The following is a 20,887-nucleotide window of genomic DNA, read 5'->3' as shown; positions in this document are numbered from 1 at the left end:
AACGCTCGGGCGACGTTTCCCGGATCCCTCAAGGAAACCCCCGCAATTCTTCGATTTCCTGCTTGTGGTATTTCCCCTTATGACTCGTTTGAAAGGCTCGGACCTCCTGGCCCTCGGCTTCATGACCTTTGCGTTGTTTCTCGGCGCAGGCAACATCATCTTCCCGCCCAGTGCCGGCCTGGCTGCAGGGGAGAATCTGCTTCCTGCCGCGATCGGCTTTCTGCTGACCGGTGTTGGCCTGCCATTGTTGACGGTAGTGGCGCTGGCCCGTGTCGGCGGCGGTATGGATGTGCTCACCGCGCCGTTGGGCAAAGTGGCAGGCGCCACTTTGGCTGTCGCGGTGTACCTGGCCATCGGCCCGTTGTTTGCCACGCCCCGTACGGCAGTGGTGTCGTTCGAAATGGGCATCGCGCCGTTCACCGGTAACGAAGGCACGCCGCTGCTGATCTACACCCTGGTGTATTTCGCCGCCGTACTGTTTCTTTCCCTCAATCCGGGGCAACTGGTCGACCGCATCGGCAAGTTCATCACTCCGGTTTTGCTGGCAGCGCTTCTGGTGCTCGGTGGTGCAGCCCTGTTCGCCCCGGCTGGCGAGATTGGCGTGGTCGCTGACAGTTATCGCGAGACGCCGCTGTTGCAGGGGTTCCTGCAGGGCTATCTGACCATGGATACCCTGGGTGCGCTGGTGTTCGGCATCGTTATCGCCAGTGCGATTCGCGACCGCGGCGTCAGTGATGCGGGGCTGGTGACCCGTTACTCGGTCATCGCCGGCATCATTGCGGCCATCGGCTTGTCGTTGGTGTATCTGGCATTGTTCTACCTCGGCGCAACCAGCCAGGGTATCGCGGGCGATGCGCAAAATGGCGTGCAGATTCTGACTACCTATGTCCAGCACACCTTCGGCACCCCAGGCAGTCTGCTGCTGGCGGTGGTCATTACGCTGGCCTGCCTGACTACGGCGGTTGGCCTGCTGACTGCCTGTGGCGAGTTCTTCAGCAAGCTGCTGCCGGTGTCCTATCGCAGCGTGGTGATTGCCTTCGGGCTGTTCAGCCTGGTGGTGGCCAATCAGGGCCTGACTCAGCTGATCAGCTTCTCCATTCCGGTGCTGGTCGGCCTGTATCCGCTGGCCATCGTGCTGGTCGCCCTGAGCCTGGCCAGTCGTCTGTGGGTGTCCCAGTCGCTGGTGTTCGTGCCGGTGATGGCCGTTACCCTAGTCTTCGGCGTGGCCGATGGTATTGCTGCGACGCCCTGGGCCGACAAGGTGCCGGCCTGGTTCGGGCAGTTGCCGCTGGCCGGTCAGAGCCTGGGCTGGCTGCTGCCGGTGGCGGTGACGCTGGCAGTAATGGTGGTGCTGGATCGCATTCTGGGTCTGCGCCAGAACGCCACGGCTTAAGCGCCGTGTAAGACAAACGAGGCTGCCCACAAGGCGGCCTTTTTTGTCGAACAAGGAAAGAGGCAGGCTGGCTATAATCGGCGGCAGTCCTACAAGGAGTTGGCATGCTCAACAGCTATCCGTACCTGCCTCATGTACTCGCTGCGCTCTGGTTCGTCGTCTGCTGGGGCGGTTACACCCGCTACGCCTCCCTGAAGGCGCAAACCACACCCTGCCTGGCCAGTGTGCTGCACCTGTACCGGGAAGACTGGATGCGCCGCATGCTGCTGCGCGACAACCGCATCGCCGACGCCAACGTGATCGGCAATCTCGAGCGCAATGCTTCCTTCTTTGCCTCCAGCACCCTGATCATCCTGGCCGGTATCCTCACCGTGCTGGGGGCCTCCGACCGTGCGCTGTCGTTGTTGGCCGACATTCCCTTCGTGCAACAGGCCAGTCGGGGGCTGTCGGAAATCAAGCTGCTGTGCCTGGGCATCATCTTCGTCTACGCCTTCTTCACCTTCAGCTGGTGCATGCGCCAATACAACTTCGCCGCCGTGCTGGTGGGCTCGGCGCCGATGGTGGGTGAGCGGCATGTCACCGAGCAGGAGCGCAAAGCCTTCGCCGAGCGTACTGCGCGGGTGATCTCGATGGCGGCCAACCAGTTCAACTTCGGTCTGCGCGCCTATTACTTCGGCATGGCGACGCTGGCCTGGTTCATCAACCCCTGGTTCTTCATGCTGGTCACGGCCGGCGTGGTCGTGGTGCTATATCGCCGTGAGTTCCATTCGGATGTGCTGGAAGTGATGGTCTATACCCCTACGCCGGCCGCCGAGGTGGCCAAGGAGAAGAGTGAATGAGCATTCCGTTCTGGTGCGTGTTCATCAGCGCCTTGTTGATCTTCATCGCCAAGGCGCCCGTCGCCAGGGCCATGGCCGAGGAGGGCGGCGGGCGCTATGACAACCGCCACCCGCGCGCCCAGCAGGCGCGCCTGACGGGGTTTGGTGCGCGTGCTCTGGCGGCGCATCTCAATAGCATCGAGGCCTTTCCGCTGTTTGCGGCGGGTGTGCTGATGGCGCATGCCACGCAAACCTATGGCACTCTGGTTGACGTGCTGGCGATCACCTTCGTCGTCAGCCGTGTACTGTATCTGCTGTGCTACTGGTGGGATCTGCACTGGCAGCGCAGTCTGGTGTGGGTGGTAGGGTTGGTGTGCAGCCTGTTGCTGATGCTCAGCCCGGCGCTGAAATGAAAGAAGGCCCGCATTGCGGGCCTTCCTTGTTCATCACTCGGGATTACTGAGCGTCGACGGCATCTTTCACTTCGTCGCCAGCATCCTCGATGGCGTCGGCCGCATCCTCAATTTTCTCGCCGGTGGTGGGTTCGTTACCCAGGGCTTCATTGGTTTTCTGTTCGATGGCTTCGCCCGTATCTTTGGCTGCATCGCCCAGGTTCTCCATCGCTTCGGAGACTGACTCCTTGGCCGACTCCATCTTGTCTTCCGGGGTTTTCTCGCAGGCGGCGAGACCCAGGGCAGTGGCAAGCAGCAGGGCATAAGTCAGGGTTTTTTTCACGGTTATCACTCCATGTGTGAGAGTTTGCGGCGGCCAGGCGAAGCCTGAACACACTGCCTCTTCGAGCGCCTGCGTGCCGGATAAGTTCCCTGGAGGCAGCGGATGTACGGGGTGCCGTGATGTCTGTTGATGCGCTGCAGTGCAGATTTGCCCAGAATCATCGACTTCTCGATAGATTCGCGCAGCGTGGCTCTTTATCGTGGCGGGCTGTGCACACGACGCAAGGTCGAAGCACCAGGGTTGAGTCGCTGCCGGCAGAGGCTCGGCCGGCAGCGCAGCGAATTGTTGACAAGGATTATCCGGATGGACGCATTGCTGATTATTGGTGGCCTGTTGCTGATGCTGGCGGGCCTGGTGTGGCTGGTGATGCGTGCTTTCGCCACCAGTCTGCTATGGGGCTGGGGCAGCCTTATTGCACCCATCACCCTGATCTACATACTGCGTCACTGGCCGCGTGCGCGCAGTGCCGTGGGGCTGATTGCGCTGGGCTGCATTCCTCTGGTGGTGGGGCTGACGATGCTGGCCAGCAAGGATGCCGAGCGCCTGGCGGCGATAGTCCGTCTCGACTGGCTCAAGCCCGAGACGCAGGCGCCGGCTGAGTTGGCTATCGAACTTGCGGGCGAGCTCAATGGCCAGCCCTTTCGACCGCAGCAGGGTGAACTGATCGATGATGTGCTGGTGTTGCGTGAGGGGCTGGATTTCTTTGCCTTGCGTGAGCTGAGCATTCGCCTGCCACAGGCTGTCGAGGGGGCGGTACGGGTCGATGTGTTGCCGCAGGATACTGGCGAGCTCCCGGAGGTCGAGCTGAGCTGGTTGCTCCCGGAACAGGATCTACCCGAGGCCCGTCACCTGAGCCGTGGCTACACGCTGCACCTGGACCTGCAGCCGCAAGCGCCCAACAGGCTGGTCGGAGACTTTCATCTGGTCATGCCGCCGCGCTTCAAGACCAGCCTCAGTGGGCGTGTCGAGTTGTACCGTGACCGCTTGCGTTATGTCGATGGCCGGGTCGATACGCGCTTCGACTCGCGCGACACCATCGCCCATGTGCTGCATGACTATCTGCAGCGTCGTTTCGCTACACGCAACGTGCGCGAACTGAAATTGCCGGTGTTCACCTTCACGGGCGATCATCTGCAGTTGCAGGTCGAGGTGCAGGTCGACGGGCGTGACGAGCGTCTGCCGCTGCGCCTGCACAAACGCGCCGAGCAAGGCTGGGGGGTGGAGGGCGACCGATTTGCCGCATTGCCCAACAGTGTCACGCCCCAGCCGCAGGCATCGCGTGAAACTGCCCCGGTCGAGGAGCGGCAAAGCCGGCCACTGGATCGCCGCCAACGTTTCAGTCTGGCGCGCCTGCAGCGCAACCCGGAGCAGTACCGCATGCTCAGCATGCGTTTGAGCCGGGCCAGTGGCGGCACCGTCGAAGGCCGCTTCGTGGGGATCGATGCCGACGGTAGCATCCGCCTCAGCCAGCAAATGGGCAGCGGTGGCGGACAAGCCAGTTTCAGTTTCAAACCGGAGGAAATTGCTCGCCTGGAACTGCTCGAACCCTAAGCCCTTGAAATTGATCAGACTGCCCCCATCTGCATGACATCCGCCGCCCGCGCGGCATAGTCCTGCATGTGGAGTTAGACGACCATGAGTGTGGAAACTCAAAAAGAAACCCTGGGCTTCCAGACCGAGGTGAAGCAGCTGCTGCACCTGATGATCCATTCGCTGTACTCGAACAAGGAAATCTTCCTGCGCGAGTTGATCTCCAACGCTTCCGACGCCGCCGACAAGCTGCGTTTCGAGGCACTGGCCAAGCCCGAGCTGCTTGAGGGCGGTGCCGAGCTGAAGATCCGCCTGAGCTTCGACAAGGACGCCAAGACCGTCACCCTCGAAGACAACGGCATCGGCATGAGTCGCGAAGAGGTCATCACCCACCTGGGCACCATTGCCAAATCCGGTACCGCCGATTTCCTGAAGAACCTGTCCGGCGACCAGAAAAAGGATTCGCACCTGATCGGCCAGTTCGGCGTGGGTTTCTATTCGGCCTTCATCGTTGCCGATGAGGTCGAGGTCTTCACCCGCCGTGCCGGTCTGGCTGCTGCCGAGGGCGTGCACTGGTCGAGCAAGGGCGAGGGCGAGTTCGAGGTTGCCAACGTCGAGAAAGCCGAACGCGGCACCCGCATTGTCCTGCACCTGAAGAGCGGCGAAGAAGAATTTGCCGATGGCTGGCGTCTGCGCAATATCGTCAAGAAGTACTCCGACCATATCGCGCTGCCCATCGAGCTGCCGAAAGAGCACTATGGCGAAGAAAAGGACAAGCCAGCCGAGGTCGAGTGGGAAACCGTCAACCGCGCCAGCGCCCTGTGGACCCGCCCACGTACCGAGATCAAGGACGAGGAATATCAGGAGTTCTACAAGCACGTTGGCCATGACTTCGAGAACCCGCTGACCTGGAGCCACAACAAGGTCGAAGGCAAGCTGGAGTACACCTCGCTGCTCTACGTGCCGGGCCGTGCTCCGTTCGACCTGTACCACCGCGAAGCACCCAAGGGCCTCAAGCTCTACGTGCAGCGCGTGTTCATCATGGATCAGGCCGATCAGTTCCTGCCGCTGTACCTGCGTTTCATCAAGGGCGTGGTCGATTCCAATGACCTGTCGCTGAACGTTTCCCGCGAAATCCTGCAGTCCGGCCCGGTCATCGATTCGATGAAGTCGGCGCTGACCAAGCGCGTACTGGACATGCTGGAGAAGCTGGCCAAGGACAAGCCGGACGACTACAAGGCGTTTTGGAAGGCCTTCGGTCAAGTGCTCAAGGAAGGCCCGGCGGAAGACTTCGCCAACAAGGAGAAGATCGCCGGTCTGCTGCGTTTCGCCTCCACTGCAGGCGAGGGCGACGAGCAGTCCGTCGCGCTGGCCGACTACCTCGGTCGGGTCAAGGAAGGTCAGGACAAGATCTACTACCTCACCGGCGAGTCCTACGCGCAGATCAAGAACAGCCCACACCTGGAAGTCTTCCGCAAGAAAGGCATCGAGGTGCTGCTGCTTACCGACCGCATCGACGAGTGGCTGATGAGCTACCTGACCGAGTTCGACGGCAAGCAGTTCGTCGACGTGGCGCGTGGCGACCTGGATCTGGGCAAACTGGACTCTGAAGAAGACAAGAAGGCCCAGGAAGAAGTCGCCAAGGCCAAGGAAGGGCTGATCGAGCGGCTCAAGGGCGCGCTGGGAGAGCAGGTGGCCGAAGTGCGCGTCTCCCACCGCCTGACTGATTCGCCGGCGATTCTTGCCATTGGCGAACAGGATCTGGGCCTGCAGATGCGCCAGATTCTCGAGGCCAGCGGACAGAAAGTGCCAGATGCCAAGCCGATCTTCGAGTTCAACCCTGCGCACCCGCTGATCGAGCGCCTGGATGCCGAGCCGGACGAGGATCGCTTCACCGATCTCTCGCACATCCTCTTCGACCAGGCCGCTTTGGCCGCAGGCGACAGCCTGAAGGATCCAGCCGCTTACGTGCAGCGCCTGAACAAGCTGCTGGTGGAGCTCTCCGCCTGATCTATCTGGCAATAGGACAAGCCCGCTTCGGCGGGCTTTTCTATGGGGGTGATTGATCGGCTTTAATTGACAAGCGAGGCCCCGTCGTTTCAGATGCTGGCAATTAGCTGGCGGTCTGTCGCGTCCTGGGGTTGTATGTCGATTCTCGAGCTTTTTTTCATCATGGGCGCGGATCCCGGTGTCCTCGTGCTCAGTCGTTACGACCCGCAGTTGGTACTGTTGTCGCTGGCCATTGCCGTATTCGCCGCCGGCATGGCGCTGCAGCTGGCCGGCGAAGCGCGCGTCAATTCGCATCCGGTCGCCCGACAGATCACCATTTTCACCGGCTCACTCGCCCTCGGCGGCGGCATCTGGTCCATGCATGTGCTCGGCATGCTCGCCTTCGAACTGTGTGCGGCAGTGCGATTCGATCCGGGCATCACGCTGTTATCGATGCTGCCGAGCCTGGCTGCTTCGTGGGTCGCACTTACTCTGCTGGCGCGGCGCGACTTGAGCCTGCTGCAACTCTGTGTTGGGGGTGTGCTGGTCGGGGCCGGTATAGGTGCCATGCACTACAGCGGTATGGCGGCGATGCAGATGGCGCCTCTGCTGCGCTATGACCCCTGGATGTTCGCCCTGTCCATCGTTGTCGCCGTTGCCCTGGCCATCCTGGCGTTGTGGGTACGCTTCGGTCTGGAGGGGCGTTTGCCGACGCTTTGGGCGCTTCTGCTCAGCGCCCTGGTGATGGGGCTGGCGATCAGTAGCATGCACTACACCGGTATGGCCGCGGCGCGTTTTGTCGGTACGCCTGAGTCCGAGGTGCCGATGGCAGTGGTCGACAGTGGTTATATCGCGATTGCCATCACGCTGCTGACCGTCACTCTGACCGTCTTCGTGGTGGCGGCCAACACGCTGCTGCGCTATCGCCGCATGAGCCTCCAGCTCAAGGCCAGCGAACAGCATCTGCGCTCGATCTTCGATACCGCGCTGGATGCCATCGTCACCGTTGATCACACCGGCACTGTGCGCTCGGCCAATCGTGCGGTTTCGCGCCTATTCGGCTGGTCACCGCACGAGCTGGTGGGCATGCACATGCGCTCGCTGATGCCTGCCAGCCATGTCGAACAGGTGGAGGCACTGCTGGAGAGCTACCTCAGAACCGGACGCCTGACGATGCCGGCGGGCGAGCAGGAGCTGGTGTGCCTGACCCGAGAGGGTGAAGAAAAACCTGTGCGCATCAGCGTTGGCGTTACCCATTCAGGCAGCCGGCCGCTGTTCGTGGTATTCGTCGCCGACATCAGCGAAAGACAGGCCATGGAGAGAGCCCTGCGTGACAGCGAGCAGCAGTACCGCTCGTTGATCAGCAACATTCCTGGTGTGTCGTTTCGCTGCATGCTGGACCGGGACTGGACCATGATATTTATCAGCGATGCGGTGCAGACCCTCACGGGGTGGAGCGCGGACGACTTCATCAGTCGCCGCTGTTCGATTGCTGATATGTATCACCCGGACGACTACCAGCGGGTCGTTGACGAGGTCGTTCAGGCCGTTGAGCAAGGGTGCAACTATACCGTCGAATATCGTCTCTTTGATCGTAGCGGAACCGAGCTCTGGATATGGGAAAGTGGTAGCCCGGTTTGCGACGAGAATGGTATGCCGCGCTGGATCGACGGCGTGTTGCTCGACCAGACCGAAACCAAACGGCGCAATGCAGAGTACGAGGGCAAGGTCACCGCGATCAGCAAGGCGATGGCACTGATCGAGTTCGACCTCGACGGCAATATCCTAGAGGTCAATGACAATGCGTTGGCGTTGTTTGGTTATGAAAAGGAGGAAGTGGTAGGGCGCCATCACGGTATGTTCTGCGCTCCTGAGCTGGTAGCAAGCGATGCCTATCGCCAGGGTTGGATGGATCTGCGTGCAGGTCATTTTCGTGCAGGCGAATACCACCGCTTTGGTAAGGGCGGACGGGATGTCTGGATTCAGGCCAGCTACAACCCAATCCTCGACACCGACGGCAAGCCGTTCAAGGTCGTCAAGTTGGCAACCGACCTGACCCCGCGCCGCGTCATGGAACAGGATCTGCGGGCTGCCCGTGATCGTGCCGAGACCGCCGCTGCCGCGCGCAGCAGCTTCCTGGCCAATATGAGTCATGAAATTCGTACGCCGATGAATGCCATCATCGGTTTTACCGACCTGCTGCTGGAAACCCCGCTTTCCAGTGAACAGCGTCGCCATCTGAGTACCGTGCAGCATTCGTCGCGTTCATTATTGGGCTTGCTCAATGACATCCTCGACACGGCCAAGCTCGACCGGGGCGCCATCGAGCTGGAGCAACTGGATTTCTCCCTGCGCGAACTGTGCGAGCAGGTGCTCGCAACGCAGCGCCTGACGGCCGAAAGCAAAGGCCTGCAACTGCATCTGGATTTCCCGGCAACGACCAACGAGTTCTTCTGCGGGGACCCACTGCGATTGCAACAAGTGCTGACCAACCTGCTCGGTAATGCGGTCAAGTTCACCCTGCACGGCGAGGTTCGCCTGAAAGTGACGGGTGAGCCGGGCGCGATGCGTCTGGCGGTGAAAGACACCGGCATTGGTATCGCAGCCGACCGCCTGGAGAAGATCTTCGAGCCGTTTGCTCAGGCCGATGCGTCGATGAGTCGACGTTTCGGTGGTACCGGACTCGGTACCACCATCTCTCGGCAATTGGTCGAGTTGATGGGGGGGCGCTTGCGGGTCGAAAGTACAGAAGGGCAGGGCAGTTGCTTCAGCATCGAATTGCCGCTGCGCGCCGGCAAGCGCTTGGCGTCGCAGCAACGCGCCGTGCTGCCTGAACTGGGGCGGCTGAATATTCTGGCGGCCGATGACGTGCCGCAGAACCTCGAATTGTTGCAACTGACCCTGGAGCATTTCGGCCATCGCGTACACTGCGTCGCCGATGGTGAAGGCGCACTACAGGCGTTCACCCAGCAGCGTTTCGATCTGATCCTGATGGATGTGCAGATGCCGGGTGTTGACGGCCTGGAAGCGTCGCGACGAATCCGCCAGCTGGAGGCCGCCGAGGCGCGAGAGCCGATTCCGATCATTGCTCTGACCGCCAGCGTACTTGATCAGGACCGTCAGGCAGCGTTGGACTCGGGGATGAATGGTTTCGCCTCGAAGCCTTTGGATCTCAACGCACTGCTTTGGGAAGTTGCCCGTCTGCTGGGTCTGACCGATGTGCCCGGCGCCGTCGTCAGTGCCACCCAAGTTGCCGACGACAGCTTGTTCGACTGGGTGCGTGGCAGCCGCTTATGGGGTGGGCCGTTACGCATGGCACAGGCGATCAGCGTGTTCATCACCGAGCAGGCTGACCTGAGCATGCGCTTGCAGCAGTCGGTGCAGGCGCACGACTGGGAAAACGGGCGGGCACTTGCACATCGCATGCACGGTGCGGCCGCCAATTTGGCCTTGAACCATCTGAGCAGCCTCGGCCGGGAAATCGAGCAGGCGTTCGTCGCACATGACCAAGCCACGCTGGGCAGGCTGCTGCGCGACCTCGAGCGAGCCCTGCAGGCCATCCGCGAGAACCTGCCGCAGGTGCCGCAGGCCAGCGCCGATGTGCTCGGTTCGAGCATTGATCCGCAGGTGTTGCTCAGCCATGCGATGCAACTGCGTAGCGCCCTGGTGCGTGGCAGCCTCGACGATGAGGCACTGCAGGCCATCGAGCGGGCTGCAAGCGGCAGCGCCCACGCCAGCACCCTGAGCAGCCTGCGTCAGGCGCTCGATGACTTCGATTTCGATCAGGCACTGCTGGTGCTCGATCAACTGTTGCTGCAACTGCAAGACGAGGAAACGACTCCATCATGAATCAGGCTGCCGATACCCGTCCGCTGCTGTTGCTGGTCGATGACGAACCCACCAACCTGCAGGTGCTGCGCCATATCCTGCAGGAGGACTACCGCCTGCTGTTCGCCAAGGAGGGCATGCGCGCGCTGGAAATGGCCGAGCGCGAGCGGCCCGATCTGATCCTGCTCGACGTGATGATGCCCGGCATGACCGGCTACGAGGTGTGCGAGCAGCTCAAGGCCAGCCCTGAGCTGAAGGCCATTCCCGTGATCTTCGTCAGCGCCCTTGGCGACGTCGAGGATGAGACGCGCGGCTTCGAAGTCGGTGCGGTGGACTACATCACCAAACCGGTCAGCCCACCCATCGTGCGGGCGCGGGTGCGCACGCATCTGTCGCTGGTGCGTGTCGACGAGCTCAGGCAGACCCGCCTGCAGATCGTTCAGCGCCTGGGTATGGCTGCCGAGTACAAGGATAATGAAACGGGTCTGCACGTGATTCGCATGAGTCATTTCTCCAGGGTGCTGGCGCTGGCGGCCGGCTTCAGCGAAAGCACGGCCGAGGAGCTGCTCAACGCCGCGCCGATGCACGATGTCGGCAAGATCGGCATTCCCGATGCGGTGCTGCGCAAGCCGGGCAAGCTCGACGAAGAGGAGTGGCAGGTGATGCGTCAGCACGTAGAAATCGGTGCGCGGATCATCGGCGAGCATAGCTCTGGGCTGCTGCGCACGGCGCATCGTATTGCCCTGTCGCACCATGAGAAGTGGGATGGCAGCGGTTACCCCAATGGCCTGAGGGGGGAGGATATCCCTCTGGAAGGGCGCATCGTTGCCATTGCCGATGTGTTCGATGCCCTGACCAGCGTGCGGCCCTACAAGCAGGCCTGGTCCGTGGAGGATGCCGTGGCTTTCCTGCGTGAACAGAGTGGTCGTCACTTCGATCCGCGCCTGGTCGAGCTGTTCATCGACTGTCTGCCGGAAATTCTGCGCATCAAGGAACGCTGGGCCGAGCAGCCGGCCAGCTGAAATCTTCTGTGTAAAACCTGCCTTCTGCCCGCTTGGTGATTGCCGTGGAGAAGGCTATTGTCAGGAGTCTACCTTTACCGAGTACAGGCCTCATCATGCAGAAGAAACTGATTCCGTTGCTGTGCGCCGCGTTCGCTGGTCTTGCCGATGCGGCGGTCGTGACCAAGACGATTCCCTACGAAATCGACGGTGAAACATTCGAAGGTGTGCTGGTCTACGACGATTCGGTCACCACGCCGCGCCCGGGCCTGCTCGCCGTTCCCAACTGGACGGGGGTGAACGAGGACACCGTGGCCAAGGCCGCGCGTGCCGCGGGTGACAAGTACGTGGTGTTCCTTGCCGATATGTATGGCAAATCCATTCGCCCCAGCAACCCTGAAGAAGCGCGTGCTGCGGCCACTGCCGTGCGCGCTGACCGTCCGCTGATGCGCAAGCGTGCTCAGGCAGCGGTCGATGTGCTCAAGGCGCAGGGCAGCGCGGTGGCACTGGACCTCGATAAGCTCGGTGCCATTGGCTTCTGCTTCGGTGGCGGTACGGTGCTGGAACTGGCCCGTGCGGGCGCACCGCTGAAGGGCTTCGTCTCTTTCCATGGCAACCTGGATACGCCCAATCCCGCCGATGCGCAGAACATCAAGGCGCCGGTATTGGTGCTGCATGGCGCGGATGATCCAGCCGTACCGCAAGAGCAGGTCGACGGCTTCATCGCCGAGATGAAGGCGGCCAAGACCGATTGGCAACTGGTGAGCTACGGTGGCGCAGTGCACTCGTTTACCAACCCCAAGGCCAACGTGCCGGGTCGCAACGAATACCATCCGGTGGTTGCTGCACGAGCATTCAAAGCGATGAACGATCTGTTCGATGAGGTCTTCGCCGAGCAGTAACGCCAGGGTTGTGTACGCGTTCAACGAAAGGCTGCGCCCATTGGGCGCAGCCTTTTTCTTTTATTTCACCGGCAGCACGGCAATGTCGATGATGCCGTCCGGCAGATCGGCGACGTCACCTAGGGTGGTGGGCTTGCCGCTGGCCAGATCCAGCTGATGCAGGGTCTTGCCGGTCAGCACGTAGGCGGTGTTGCCGCCCTTGCCGTCACTGGCGATATCCAACGCAGCGGCCTTGAGGCCATCGGCGACCTTGCCGACCAGTTGCTGCACGCCATCGTTTGGCGGGTTCTGCAGCATCAGGCTGCTGCTGGCCAGATCGATGTTGTACAGCGCGGTGCTCTGGGTACCGGCATAGGCATTGGTGTAGGCGCCGGCGACCACTTTGGCGTGCTTGCCGGTGTAGGGGCCGTCGGCTGCGTAGGCAACCTTGCCGTCTACGGCGACTTCACCGGTATCGACGTTTACCCGCAGGCTGGTGCCGTCCGGGCCGAGCAGGCGCAGGCGGTCGGCCACCGGGTTGAAATCGACCACGGCCTGGCCGCTGCCGGACAGCGCAGTTTGCAGCTTGCTACCTGCCGTTGCCTTGCCGCTGGCAGTGTCCAGGATGTAGAGCTGATCGTTGCCGCCAAGGGCATAGAGCTGACCACTGGCCGGACGCACGTCCAGGCCACGCAGATCGCTGGCGCCGCTGACCGCCATGCTGGCGGTGACCTTGAGGCTGGCGACATCGACCTTGAACAGCTGGCCATCGGCGCCCAGTGCGAGCAGTTCGGTGGCGCTGGCGGCACCTGCACTCAGGGTCAGCAGGCCGGCGGTGCAAAGGGTAGTGATGCGTTGCATGGTTGTTCCTCATAAAGGTTTCAGCATCGAGACGAAGCCGGCTGGCCGGCTTCGCAGGTGCCTCGACGAAACACCTGTGAGCTATACCCGCGAGGAACGGGTTTGGATGTCGGCGGACGAAAATATTTTTTCGGCGGGGTATCGCCTGCTTGTAAAGGTGCCGGCCGAGCGGCCGGCAACCTGCTCAGTTGGCGCTGGCCAGCACGGCGCGGCCGATATACAGCACCGGCCCGCTGGGTTGGTCGTAGGGCGAACCACCGGCTGGCTCGAGCGTCAGCTCGAACAGCTGGCCGGCTTGCACCGCGCCGATTTGCTCAGCTGGCAGGCGCAGCGGTTGGCCCGCTTCGACCAGGCCCAGCGAGCGTGGGCCGTCGGCCGGATCGATCAACGTCCAGAACTGCAAGGCGCGACCTTCAGGCACCTGGTCGGCGACCAGTGGATCGAGTTGCAGGGTGCCATCGCTGCTGATCTGGATCACCCAGCCCGGTTTGGCCGCTTCGCCCGGCTGCTGCAGCACCACGGTATAGCGTTCGCCGGCGCTATCCGGGGCGCGCAGCAGCGGCAGCAGCACGGCAACCAGCAGCGCCATGGCCAGCGCGGCTGCGGTCAGGCGCCAGGTCAGCAGGCTGTTCCACCAGTTGCCCAGCGGGTTCGGGCGCGGCTCATCATGCAGGCCCAGACTCTGCCGAATACGTGACCACAGGGCCGGGGAGGGGGCTTGTTCCGGTAGCTGGTCGCTGAGTTCGAGAAAGTGTCGTTCCCATTCCAGGGCCATACGGGCGGCATTTTCATCGTCTTCGAGCAACTGGCGCACCTCGGCCGCTTCATGCTCATCGAGCAAGCCCAGCAGGTATTCGCCAATCAGGGCGCGACGTTCTTCGGGTTCGTGCGGAATCATGCTTGCAGACACTCCTGCAGCGCGCGCAGGCCGGCGCGGATACGGCCTTTGATGGTGCCCAGCGGGGTGCTCAGGCGGCTGGCGATCTGCTCGTGGGTCAGCCCCCGGTAGAAGGCCAGCAGAATCGGGTGACGGCGCGGCTTTTCCAGGCGCTGCAGGCAGTTGCGCAGCAGGCGCTGCTCGGCTTGCTCCAGCGCCTTGGCTTCAGCCTGTGGGCTGTCGTCCAGCACCCGCTCGATGAAGTCATCGTCCACCTCGACATGCCGGCCGCTGCTGCGCAGGGCATTGAGCACGCGGTAACGCAGTATGCTGTGCACCCAGGCACGGCCGTTGCCTAGTTCGCGCCGATAACGCGCCGCGTGCTGCCAGATACGCACGAAGGCGTCGTGCAGACAATCCTCGGCCATATCGCGCCGGCCCAGCATGCTGATGGCCAGACCGAGCAATTGCCCTGCTTCTTGCCGGTAAAGCGCCTGGAAGGCACGTTCGTCGCCGCGCGCGCAGGCTTCCAGGGTACTTTCGTAGTCGAACTCGCGATCTGCCATGGGTCATCCGTTGGCCTGAGAAATCCGCATGCAGCTTATACCCGGCCACTGCGCTTCTGGATCACGCACCGGTAACAAAAAGTCGCCGGCACGGGTTTCAGCGCGGCAATTCGATGCGCGTGCTCTCGCCTGGCACCTGTGGCCAGTCGCCGGCGGCCCAGCGCTGGCGCGCCTGTTCGATCAGCTCCGCGGTGCTGGCGACGAAGTTCCAGTTCATACGCCGCGGGCCGATGGGCTCGCCGCCGATCAGGGTCAGGTGGCACTCACCGCAGGCGCTGAGCAGAGGCGTTTCACCTGCCGAGATCACGGCCATGGTGTGCCTGGGCAGCGTCTCGCCATCCAGTTCCGCTTCGCCATCGATCACGTACAGGGCGCGCTCGCTGTGTTCGGCCGGGATCAGCAGGCTGGCCCCGGCGCTCAGACGCAGCTCGGCATACAGGGTCGGTGAGTGTACCGGTACGGGTGATTCGAGGCAGAAACCACGGCCAGCGATCAGGGTGATCCGTACGCCCATGGCTTCGCTGCGGGGTAGCGAAGCCGCGGGGTGATGGCTGTAAGCCGGTTCGCCCTGCTCATCGGCTTGCGGCTGCGCCAGCCACACTTGCAGGCCGTGTAGCCGCTTGTTTTTCTCGAGCAGTTCGGCTGGGCTGCGTTCGACATGCGCGACGCCACGGCCAGCGGTCATCCAGCTGACATCACCCGGTTCGACCCGTTGGTCCGAGCCCAGGCTGTCCTTGTGTTGCAGCTGACCCTCGAACAGGTAGGTGAGTGTCGACAGGCCGATATGCGGATGTTGGGCGATATTCATGCCGCTGCCGGCGGGGTAGTCCTGCTCGAGCATGTGATCGAAAAACACGAAGGGACCGATGCTGCGAAAGCGTGCCGAGGGCAGTGGGCGCAGAATGGGCTGGCCTGAGATGTCCTCGGCGCGTGGGTGGATCAGCTGCAGCTCACTCATGCCGGTGTTCCCGCCAGGCGGGTTTCGACCTGGATGTCGCTGCTGGTCATCAGCTTGTGAATCGGGCACTTGTCGGCGATGCGCAGCAGTTGCTGGCGCTGGGTGTCATCCAGCGGTCCCTTGAGCGACAGTTCGACGATCAGGCGATAGTTGCCGGCGCGCTCTTCGCTGTCATCACGCTCGACGTTGACGTCGATACCTGCCAGCGGCAACCCGCGCTGGCGTGCGTAGATCAGCAGGGTCATGGCCTTGCAGGTGCCGAGCGCGGCGTCGAACAGGTCGTGCGGATCGGGGCCGGCGCCGTCACCACCCAGCTCGGGGGAAACGTCGCCAAGCAACTGGTGTGAGCCGATTTCGATCTGCTGCTGCAGACCCTTGCTGTTATGGATACGAATCATCAGGCGCCCTTCGTCATGAGCCGGCAATGCGCTGAGCCTAGCCCAGGTAGGCGCCAATGCACCAGAAGTCCGGCGTGCGGGGCGCTGCAGGGCGTAATCGAACTTGCCAGGCCGCCCGGCGGTCTATGCTGCTCTAGCCGTCAGGAGGACTCGCCTTGCTCAATTGCCGATCAATGCCATGGATACTTGCACTCAGTGCTGCTATTACCTGCAGCGTCCAGGCTCGCGAATACCGTTACAGCGACGCTCATCTGCACTACGTGGATTTCTTTCAGGAGAGTGCCGGCATGGACGAGTTGCTGGAAAAGATGGCGGAAAACAACGTCGATCATGTGATGTTCTCCGGCATTCCGGTGGCCAAGAAGTGGGACGAGGACGAGCCCAAGCGCCCACGTTACTATGCCGGTGATGACGCCAACGCCTACTGGTACAGTGCCACCGATGTATTCATTGCCGACGCCTACAAACGCCTGCCGGCCGAGCAGCGCAAGCGCTTCCACCCGTTCCTGTCCGGTTTCAACCCCAATGACAAGAATGCCGATGCGCATATCCGTCGCATGCTCGAACTCGATCCTGGTCTGTGGCAGGGTATCGGTGAGGTCTTCACCCGCCATGATGACCTTACCGCGCTGATCCACGGCAGCGCGCCGCGCGCCAACAACGAGGCGCTGGCGCGCGTCTTTCATCTGGCCGCCGAATACGATCTGCCGGTGATGTTGCACTCGAACATCACCTCCAAACGTGAGCGCGAGCCGATCTATTTGGAAGAAATCGAGGCGCCGCTGCGCAACCATCCACACGTTCGCTTCATCTGGGCGCATGCCGGCACCAGTGCCGAAATTCATCGCCATCAGGAGAAGCTGAATTTCCTTCTGGAGACGATCGAGCGCATGCTCGGCCAGTACCCGAATCTGTATATCGACCTGTCCTGGACCATGCTGCAGCCCTATCTGCTGGACGAGAACGGTCAGCCAGACGATAAATGGGCGCATCTGGTCAGCAGCTATCCAGATCGCTTCATGCTCGGTTCCGACGTGGTCGGGCGCTTCGGTAATCTGGGCGAGTACATGAAAGGCTTCGAGCCGTTTCTCGATGCTTTGCCCGAGGACGTTGCGCACAAGGTCGCGCGTGACAACTTCCTGTCGGTATTGCCGCGCCGGGTGCAGGCCGAACTGGATCGCTAGGGTGGAAATCGCGCTGCGATTATGCGCGTGCTGTGCCCGTCAGCATGGCTGTCATCAGGCTGTCACCCGGACGTCATAGCCTCGCGCTCACTTCAACGAGGAGCGCATCATGCGTGACACCCGAATGGCCGTGATGGCCGGTCTATTGCTCTGGGCAGGGCTGAGCCAGGCTGACGTCCGTATCGATGGGCCGGTGGAATACGGCATCTTCAGCAGTAACTATCAGGATTTTCAGCCGGGCGAGCGGGTACTGACCCGCAGCAATCAGGCGATCCAGCGCACCGAGCAGATTCCCGCCAGGCTCGGCACCAAGTTCGGCATGCGCTACCGCCTGGCGGGTAAGCGCGAAGGCGATGTGCCGCTGACGCTGCTGTACCTCACGCCGGGTGTGATGACGCCCGATGGTCAGCGTCATGACAAGTTCGAAGTGCAGCAGCAGCTGGTGCCCGGTGCGGCGCAGGACGTCATGGCTTTCGAGTTCACCGAACACCATGAGGTGGTGCCCGGTGAGTGGCACTTCATCGTCTATCAGGGCGACCGCAAGTTGGCCGAACAGCGTTTCTCCGTGCGCTGAGTTGTCATCCCTCAGCCCTGCCGGAGTCAGGCTCCGTTTACGGGCGCGTCGAGCTAAACCGGCCATGGCGATGACGCCCTGCAAACAGCTGAGAAACGCAGTGAAAGCCCGTTCTGTTCGGGCTCGCGCGTGAGCCTGTTGTTAATGCCGCCCCCTCAAGCGCAGGCACTTTTCCCATAAAGTCCGTTTGTCTTTGTCGCACCTAACCAGCGGAGAGCGTTCCGGGCCGATCAGGCCCGGCGCAAGGTGTTGCTGAAATTTCGTGTTCGCTATCAAGCGTGCAGCGAAGTCGCCGATAAACAGTCCGGGATCAGCGCAATCTCACCTGATCTTCGACCAGGTATGGGTTGAAGGTGTCTCGACTTCTGCGCGTATGGGAGTTCCACAACATGTCGCTGCGTAACCTTTCGATTGCTCCGCGTGCTTCTTTGGGGTTCGGCCTGGTGGCTTTGCTGGTGCTATTGCTTGGCGCTTTCTCTCTTTTCCAGATGCTGGAGATGCGCAAACAATCCGAAGCAATCGACAATAACTGGCTACCCAGCGTCGTAACGCTCGGGGAAGTGAGTCAGGATATCCTGCGCCTGCGGGCCATTACCTTGCGCCTCATGCTCAACCGTGATCCTGCCGATGTGCAGACCAACTTGCGTCTGGCAGATGAGTTACGCAATGAAGTGCTTCAGGCCGAATCGGTGTTCCGGGAGCTGATCTCGAGTCCTGAGGAGCGCGCAGCCTATGACGTCTTCCGCCAGGCCGAAGCAAGTTATCTGCAGGAGCAGGGCAAGATTGTCGAGTTTGTTCGTCAGGGCAATTTCGACGGGGCCGTTGCTGTATCGCGTGGCCCGCTCAATGAGTATGCCGACAATATGACGAGAGCACTGCGTGATCTTGCCGAGATCAACAGGGAAGGGGCCTCTGCCGCAGCCCGTGAAGCTGAACGGGTATTCGACTCCGCCCTGATCTGGGTGATCACGATGATGGTGCTGGCCGCCCTGACCACCATCATTCTGGCGATACTGTTGACGCGCAGCATCGTTGCACCGCTGGCCGAGGCCGTGCGCGTGGCTGAGGTCGTTGCTTCGGGCGATCTGACGCAGGCCATCGATGCGTACGGTACGGACGAGCCGGCGCGCCTGCTGGCTGCCCTGAAGAACATGCAGAGCAACCTGCGAGGCACCATCCAGAGCATTGCCGACTCCTCCAATCAGTTGGCCTCGGCCTCGGAAGAGCTGCATGCGGTCACCGAAGATTCCACGCGTGGCCTGCACCAGCAGAACACCGAGATCGAGCAGGCCGCTACGGCGGTCAACGAAATGACCGCCGCCGTCGAGGAGGTGGCGCGTAATGCGGTGAGCACCTCGGAAGCGTCGCGCGCCTCTACCGTGACCGCACAGCAGGGGCGCGAGCAGGTGCGGCAGACGGTGGAGTCCATCGGCCAGTTGGCCACTGACGTGACCAGCACGGCCGGCGAGGTTGAGCAACTGGCGCAGCGGGTGCACGAAATCAGCAAGGTGCTCGATGTCATCCGCTCCATCGCCGAGCAGACCAACCTGCTCGCGCTCAACGCCGCCATCGAGGCCGCGCGGGCCGGTGATGCCGGGCGCGGTTTTGCCGTAGTGGCCGATGAGGTGAGGGCGCTGGCGCATCGTACGCAGCAGTCGACTCAGGAAATCGAGCAGATGATCGGCGGCATCCAGAGTGGTACGGAACGCGCCGTGACTGCCATGCAGAGCAGCAATGGCCGCACGCGTTCGACCCTGGAGGTGGCGCAGGCGGCTGGTGTGGCGCTGGAGCAGATCACTCAGGCGATCTCTTCGATCAACGAGCGCAACCTGGTGATCGCCAGCGCTTCCGAGGAGCAGGCGCAGGTCGCGCGCGAGGTGGATCGCAACCTGGTCAACATCCGTGACCTGTCGCTGCAGACCTCGGCCGGTGCCAATCAAACCAGTGCGGCGAGTCAGGAGCTGTCGCGTCTGGCCGTGGATCTGAACGGGCTGGTGGCGCGCTTCAAGGTCTGAGGCAGGCCGCAAACGATAACGGCGCCCGAGGGCGCCGTTATCTGTACCGCAGCAGCGATTACTTGCCGGCCCAGCGCTTGAGCACCAGGGTGGCATTGGTGCCGCCGAAACCGAAGCTGTTGCTCATCACGGTATCGAGCTTGGCATTCTCGACGGTGGTCAGCTGGATCGGCATGTCGGCCACTTCCGGGTCGAGCTCGTCGATGTTGGCCGAGGCAGCGATGAAGTTGCCTTCCATCATCAGCATGCAATAGATCGCTTCCTGCACACCGGCTGCGCCCAGGCTGTGACCGGACAGGCTCTTGGTCGAGCTGATGGCCGGTGCCTTGTCGCCAAATACTTCACGCACGCCACGAATTTCGGCGACGTCGCCGACCGGCGTCGAGGTGCCATGGGTGTTGAGGTAGTCGATCGGGGTGTCGACGGTGGCCAGCGCCTGCTGCATGCAGCGCACGGCACCTTCACCGCTCGGGGCCACCATGTCGTAGCCGTCGCTGGTGGCGCCGTAACCGACGATTTCGGCGTAGATCTTCGCACCACGGGCCAGGGCATGTTCCAGCTCCTCGACCACGACCATGCCGCCACCGCCGGCGATGACGAAGCCGTCACGCTTGGCGTCGTAGGCGCGCGAAGCCTTTTCCGGTGTCTCGTTGTATTGGGTGGAGAGGGCGCCCATGGCGTCGAACAGGCAGCTCTGGCTCCAGTGCTCTTCTTCACCGCCGCCGGCGAAGACGACATCCTGCTTGCCCAGCTGGATCTGCTCCATGGCCTGACCGATGCAATGTGCGCTGGTGGCGCAAGCAGAGGAGATGGAGAAGTTCACGCCCTTGATCTTGAACGGCGTGGCCAGGCAGGCCGATACGGTGCTGCCCATGGTGCGGGTGACACGGTATGGGCCGATGCGCTTGACGCCTTTTTCGCGCAGGGTGTCGATGGCTTCCATCTGGTTGATGGTGGAGGCGCCACCGCTGCCGGCGATCAGGCCGGTGCGCGGGTTGGAAACCTGCTCTTCGCTGAGGCCGGAGTCCTTGATCGCCTGCTCCATCGACAGGTAGGCGTAGGCTGCCGCGTCGCCCATGAAGCGGAACAGCTTGCGGTCGATCAGCTCTTCCAGATTCAGGTCGACCGAGCCGGAAACATGGCTGCGCAGGCCCATTTCGGCGTAGGACGGATTGAAGCGGATGCCCGACTTGCCTGCACGCAGGCTGGCGGCCACGGCTTCTTTGTCAGTGCCCAGGCAGGAAACGATGCCCAGACCGGTGATCACTACACGACGCAT

At 62.1% G+C, this 20,887-nt stretch carries 18 protein-coding genes and 1 pseudogene; 12 read left to right on the top strand and 7 right to left on the bottom strand.

Going from position 1 to position 20,887, the window contains the following annotated elements; translation table 11 throughout:
• The first annotated feature begins 79 nt into the window (after positions 1-79).
• The 3 genes from brnQ (at position 80) to J7655_RS11655 (ending at position 2,624) form a co-directional block, all read left to right on the top strand.
• Positions 80-1,393 (top strand): branched-chain amino acid transport system II carrier protein, encoded by a 1,314-nt coding sequence (gene brnQ, locus J7655_RS11665; RefSeq protein WP_230924590.1) that lies wholly within the window; start codon positions 80-82, stop codon positions 1,391-1,393.
• Between the two features lie 104 nt (positions 1,394-1,497).
• The gene (locus J7655_RS11660; protein WP_230924589.1) at positions 1,498-2,232 is read left to right on the top strand and encodes a DUF599 domain-containing protein; all 735 of its coding nucleotides are present in this window, start codon (positions 1,498-1,500) and stop codon (positions 2,230-2,232) included.
• The gene (locus J7655_RS11655; protein ID WP_230924588.1) at positions 2,229-2,624 is read left to right on the top strand and encodes an MAPEG family protein; all 396 of its coding nucleotides are present in this window, start codon (positions 2,229-2,231) and stop codon (positions 2,622-2,624) included. Before J7655_RS11660 ends, J7655_RS11655 begins: the two co-directional genes overlap by 4 nt.
• Positions 2,625-2,667: 43 nt before the next feature.
• Here the strand turns inward: J7655_RS11655 and J7655_RS11650 are convergent, their stop codons facing one another.
• Positions 2,668-2,946: a hypothetical protein gene (locus tag J7655_RS11650; protein WP_230924587.1), complete on the bottom strand. Its 279-nt coding sequence runs from the start codon at positions 2,944-2,946 to the stop codon at positions 2,668-2,670.
• A gap of 303 nt (positions 2,947-3,249) precedes the next feature.
• On the opposite strand from J7655_RS11650, the gene J7655_RS11645 reads away from it, so the two are divergent.
• The 5 genes from J7655_RS11645 (at position 3,250) to J7655_RS11625 (ending at position 12,196) form a co-directional block, all read left to right on the top strand.
• Positions 3,250-4,497 (top strand): MFS transporter, encoded by a 1,248-nt coding sequence (locus J7655_RS11645; protein ID WP_230924586.1) that lies wholly within the window; start codon positions 3,250-3,252, stop codon positions 4,495-4,497.
• Positions 4,498-4,581: 84 nt separating this feature from the next.
• Positions 4,582-6,486 carry a molecular chaperone HtpG gene (gene htpG, locus J7655_RS11640; RefSeq protein ID WP_230924585.1) on the top strand — a complete coding sequence of 635 codons (1,905 nt, stop codon included), beginning with the start codon at positions 4,582-4,584 and terminating at the stop codon, positions 6,484-6,486.
• A gap of 186 nt (positions 6,487-6,672) precedes the next feature.
• Positions 6,673-10,314 carry a PAS domain S-box protein gene (locus J7655_RS11635; protein WP_230924584.1) on the top strand — a complete coding sequence of 1,214 codons (3,642 nt, stop codon included), beginning with the start codon at positions 6,673-6,675 and terminating at the stop codon, positions 10,312-10,314.
• Positions 10,311-11,315 (top strand): response regulator, encoded by a 1,005-nt coding sequence (locus tag J7655_RS11630; RefSeq protein WP_230924583.1) that lies wholly within the window; start codon positions 10,311-10,313, stop codon positions 11,313-11,315. Before J7655_RS11635 ends, J7655_RS11630 begins: the two co-directional genes overlap by 4 nt.
• A gap of 95 nt (positions 11,316-11,410) precedes the next feature.
• Positions 11,411-12,196 (top strand): dienelactone hydrolase family protein, encoded by a 786-nt coding sequence (locus tag J7655_RS11625; RefSeq protein WP_230924582.1) that lies wholly within the window; start codon positions 11,411-11,413, stop codon positions 12,194-12,196.
• Positions 12,197-12,256: 60 nt separating this feature from the next.
• Here the strand turns inward: J7655_RS11625 and J7655_RS11620 are convergent, their stop codons facing one another.
• From J7655_RS11620 to J7655_RS11600, 5 genes are all read right to left on the bottom strand, one after another.
• Complete coding sequence (locus tag J7655_RS11620; protein ID WP_230924581.1) at positions 12,257-13,036, bottom strand: DUF4394 domain-containing protein; 780 nt, start codon at positions 13,034-13,036, stop codon at positions 12,257-12,259.
• Between the two features lie 184 nt (positions 13,037-13,220).
• On the bottom strand, positions 13,221-13,934 hold the full coding sequence (locus J7655_RS11615; RefSeq protein ID WP_230924580.1) for an anti-sigma factor: 714 nt from the start codon (positions 13,932-13,934) through the stop codon (positions 13,221-13,223).
• A complete protein-coding gene (locus tag J7655_RS11610) occupies positions 13,931-14,479 on the bottom strand; it encodes a sigma-70 family RNA polymerase sigma factor (protein WP_230924579.1) in 549 nt (182 codons plus the stop codon). The genes J7655_RS11615 and J7655_RS11610 overlap by 4 nt, the downstream gene beginning before the upstream one ends.
• A gap of 97 nt (positions 14,480-14,576) precedes the next feature.
• Positions 14,577-15,437, bottom strand: coding sequence for a pirin family protein (locus tag J7655_RS11605; RefSeq protein ID WP_230924578.1), 861 nt, complete (start codon positions 15,435-15,437; stop codon positions 14,577-14,579).
• Positions 15,434-15,835 carry an OsmC family protein gene (locus J7655_RS11600; RefSeq protein ID WP_230924577.1) on the bottom strand — a complete coding sequence of 134 codons (402 nt, stop codon included), beginning with the start codon at positions 15,833-15,835 and terminating at the stop codon, positions 15,434-15,436. Before J7655_RS11600 ends, J7655_RS11605 begins: the two co-directional genes overlap by 4 nt.
• A gap of 173 nt (positions 15,836-16,008) precedes the next feature.
• Here J7655_RS11600 and J7655_RS11595 point away from each other — a divergent pair, with 173 nt between their 5' ends.
• From J7655_RS11595 to J7655_RS21065, 4 genes and pseudogenes are all read left to right on the top strand, one after another.
• Positions 16,009-17,019 carry an amidohydrolase family protein gene (locus tag J7655_RS11595; protein ID WP_230924576.1) on the top strand — a complete coding sequence of 337 codons (1,011 nt, stop codon included), beginning with the start codon at positions 16,009-16,011 and terminating at the stop codon, positions 17,017-17,019.
• A gap of 109 nt (positions 17,020-17,128) precedes the next feature.
• Positions 17,129-17,593 (top strand): DUF3859 domain-containing protein, encoded by a 465-nt coding sequence (locus J7655_RS11590; protein WP_230924575.1) that lies wholly within the window; start codon positions 17,129-17,131, stop codon positions 17,591-17,593.
• A 389-nt stretch (positions 17,594-17,982) separates the two neighbouring features.
• Positions 17,983-18,471 (top strand): annotated as a pseudogene (locus tag J7655_RS21070) (MCP four helix bundle domain-containing protein); the annotation flags it as partial.
• 93 nt (positions 18,472-18,564) lie between these two features.
• Entirely contained in the window at positions 18,565-19,608 is a 1,044-nt protein-coding gene (locus J7655_RS21065; RefSeq protein WP_420850945.1) for a methyl-accepting chemotaxis protein, read from the top strand.
• 58 nt (positions 19,609-19,666) lie between these two features.
• Here the strand turns inward: J7655_RS21065 and fabB are convergent, their stop codons facing one another.
• Complete coding sequence (gene fabB, locus J7655_RS11580; RefSeq protein WP_230924573.1) at positions 19,667-20,887, bottom strand: beta-ketoacyl-ACP synthase I; 1,221 nt, start codon at positions 20,885-20,887, stop codon at positions 19,667-19,669.

The sequence above is a fragment of the Pseudomonas wenzhouensis genome (genome assembly GCF_021029445.1).
GTDB lineage: Bacteria > Pseudomonadota > Gammaproteobacteria > Pseudomonadales > Pseudomonadaceae > Aquipseudomonas > Aquipseudomonas wenzhouensis.
The sequence above is the reverse complement of the archived record's forward strand: the minus strand, read 5'-3'. Positions and strand labels throughout refer to the sequence as shown.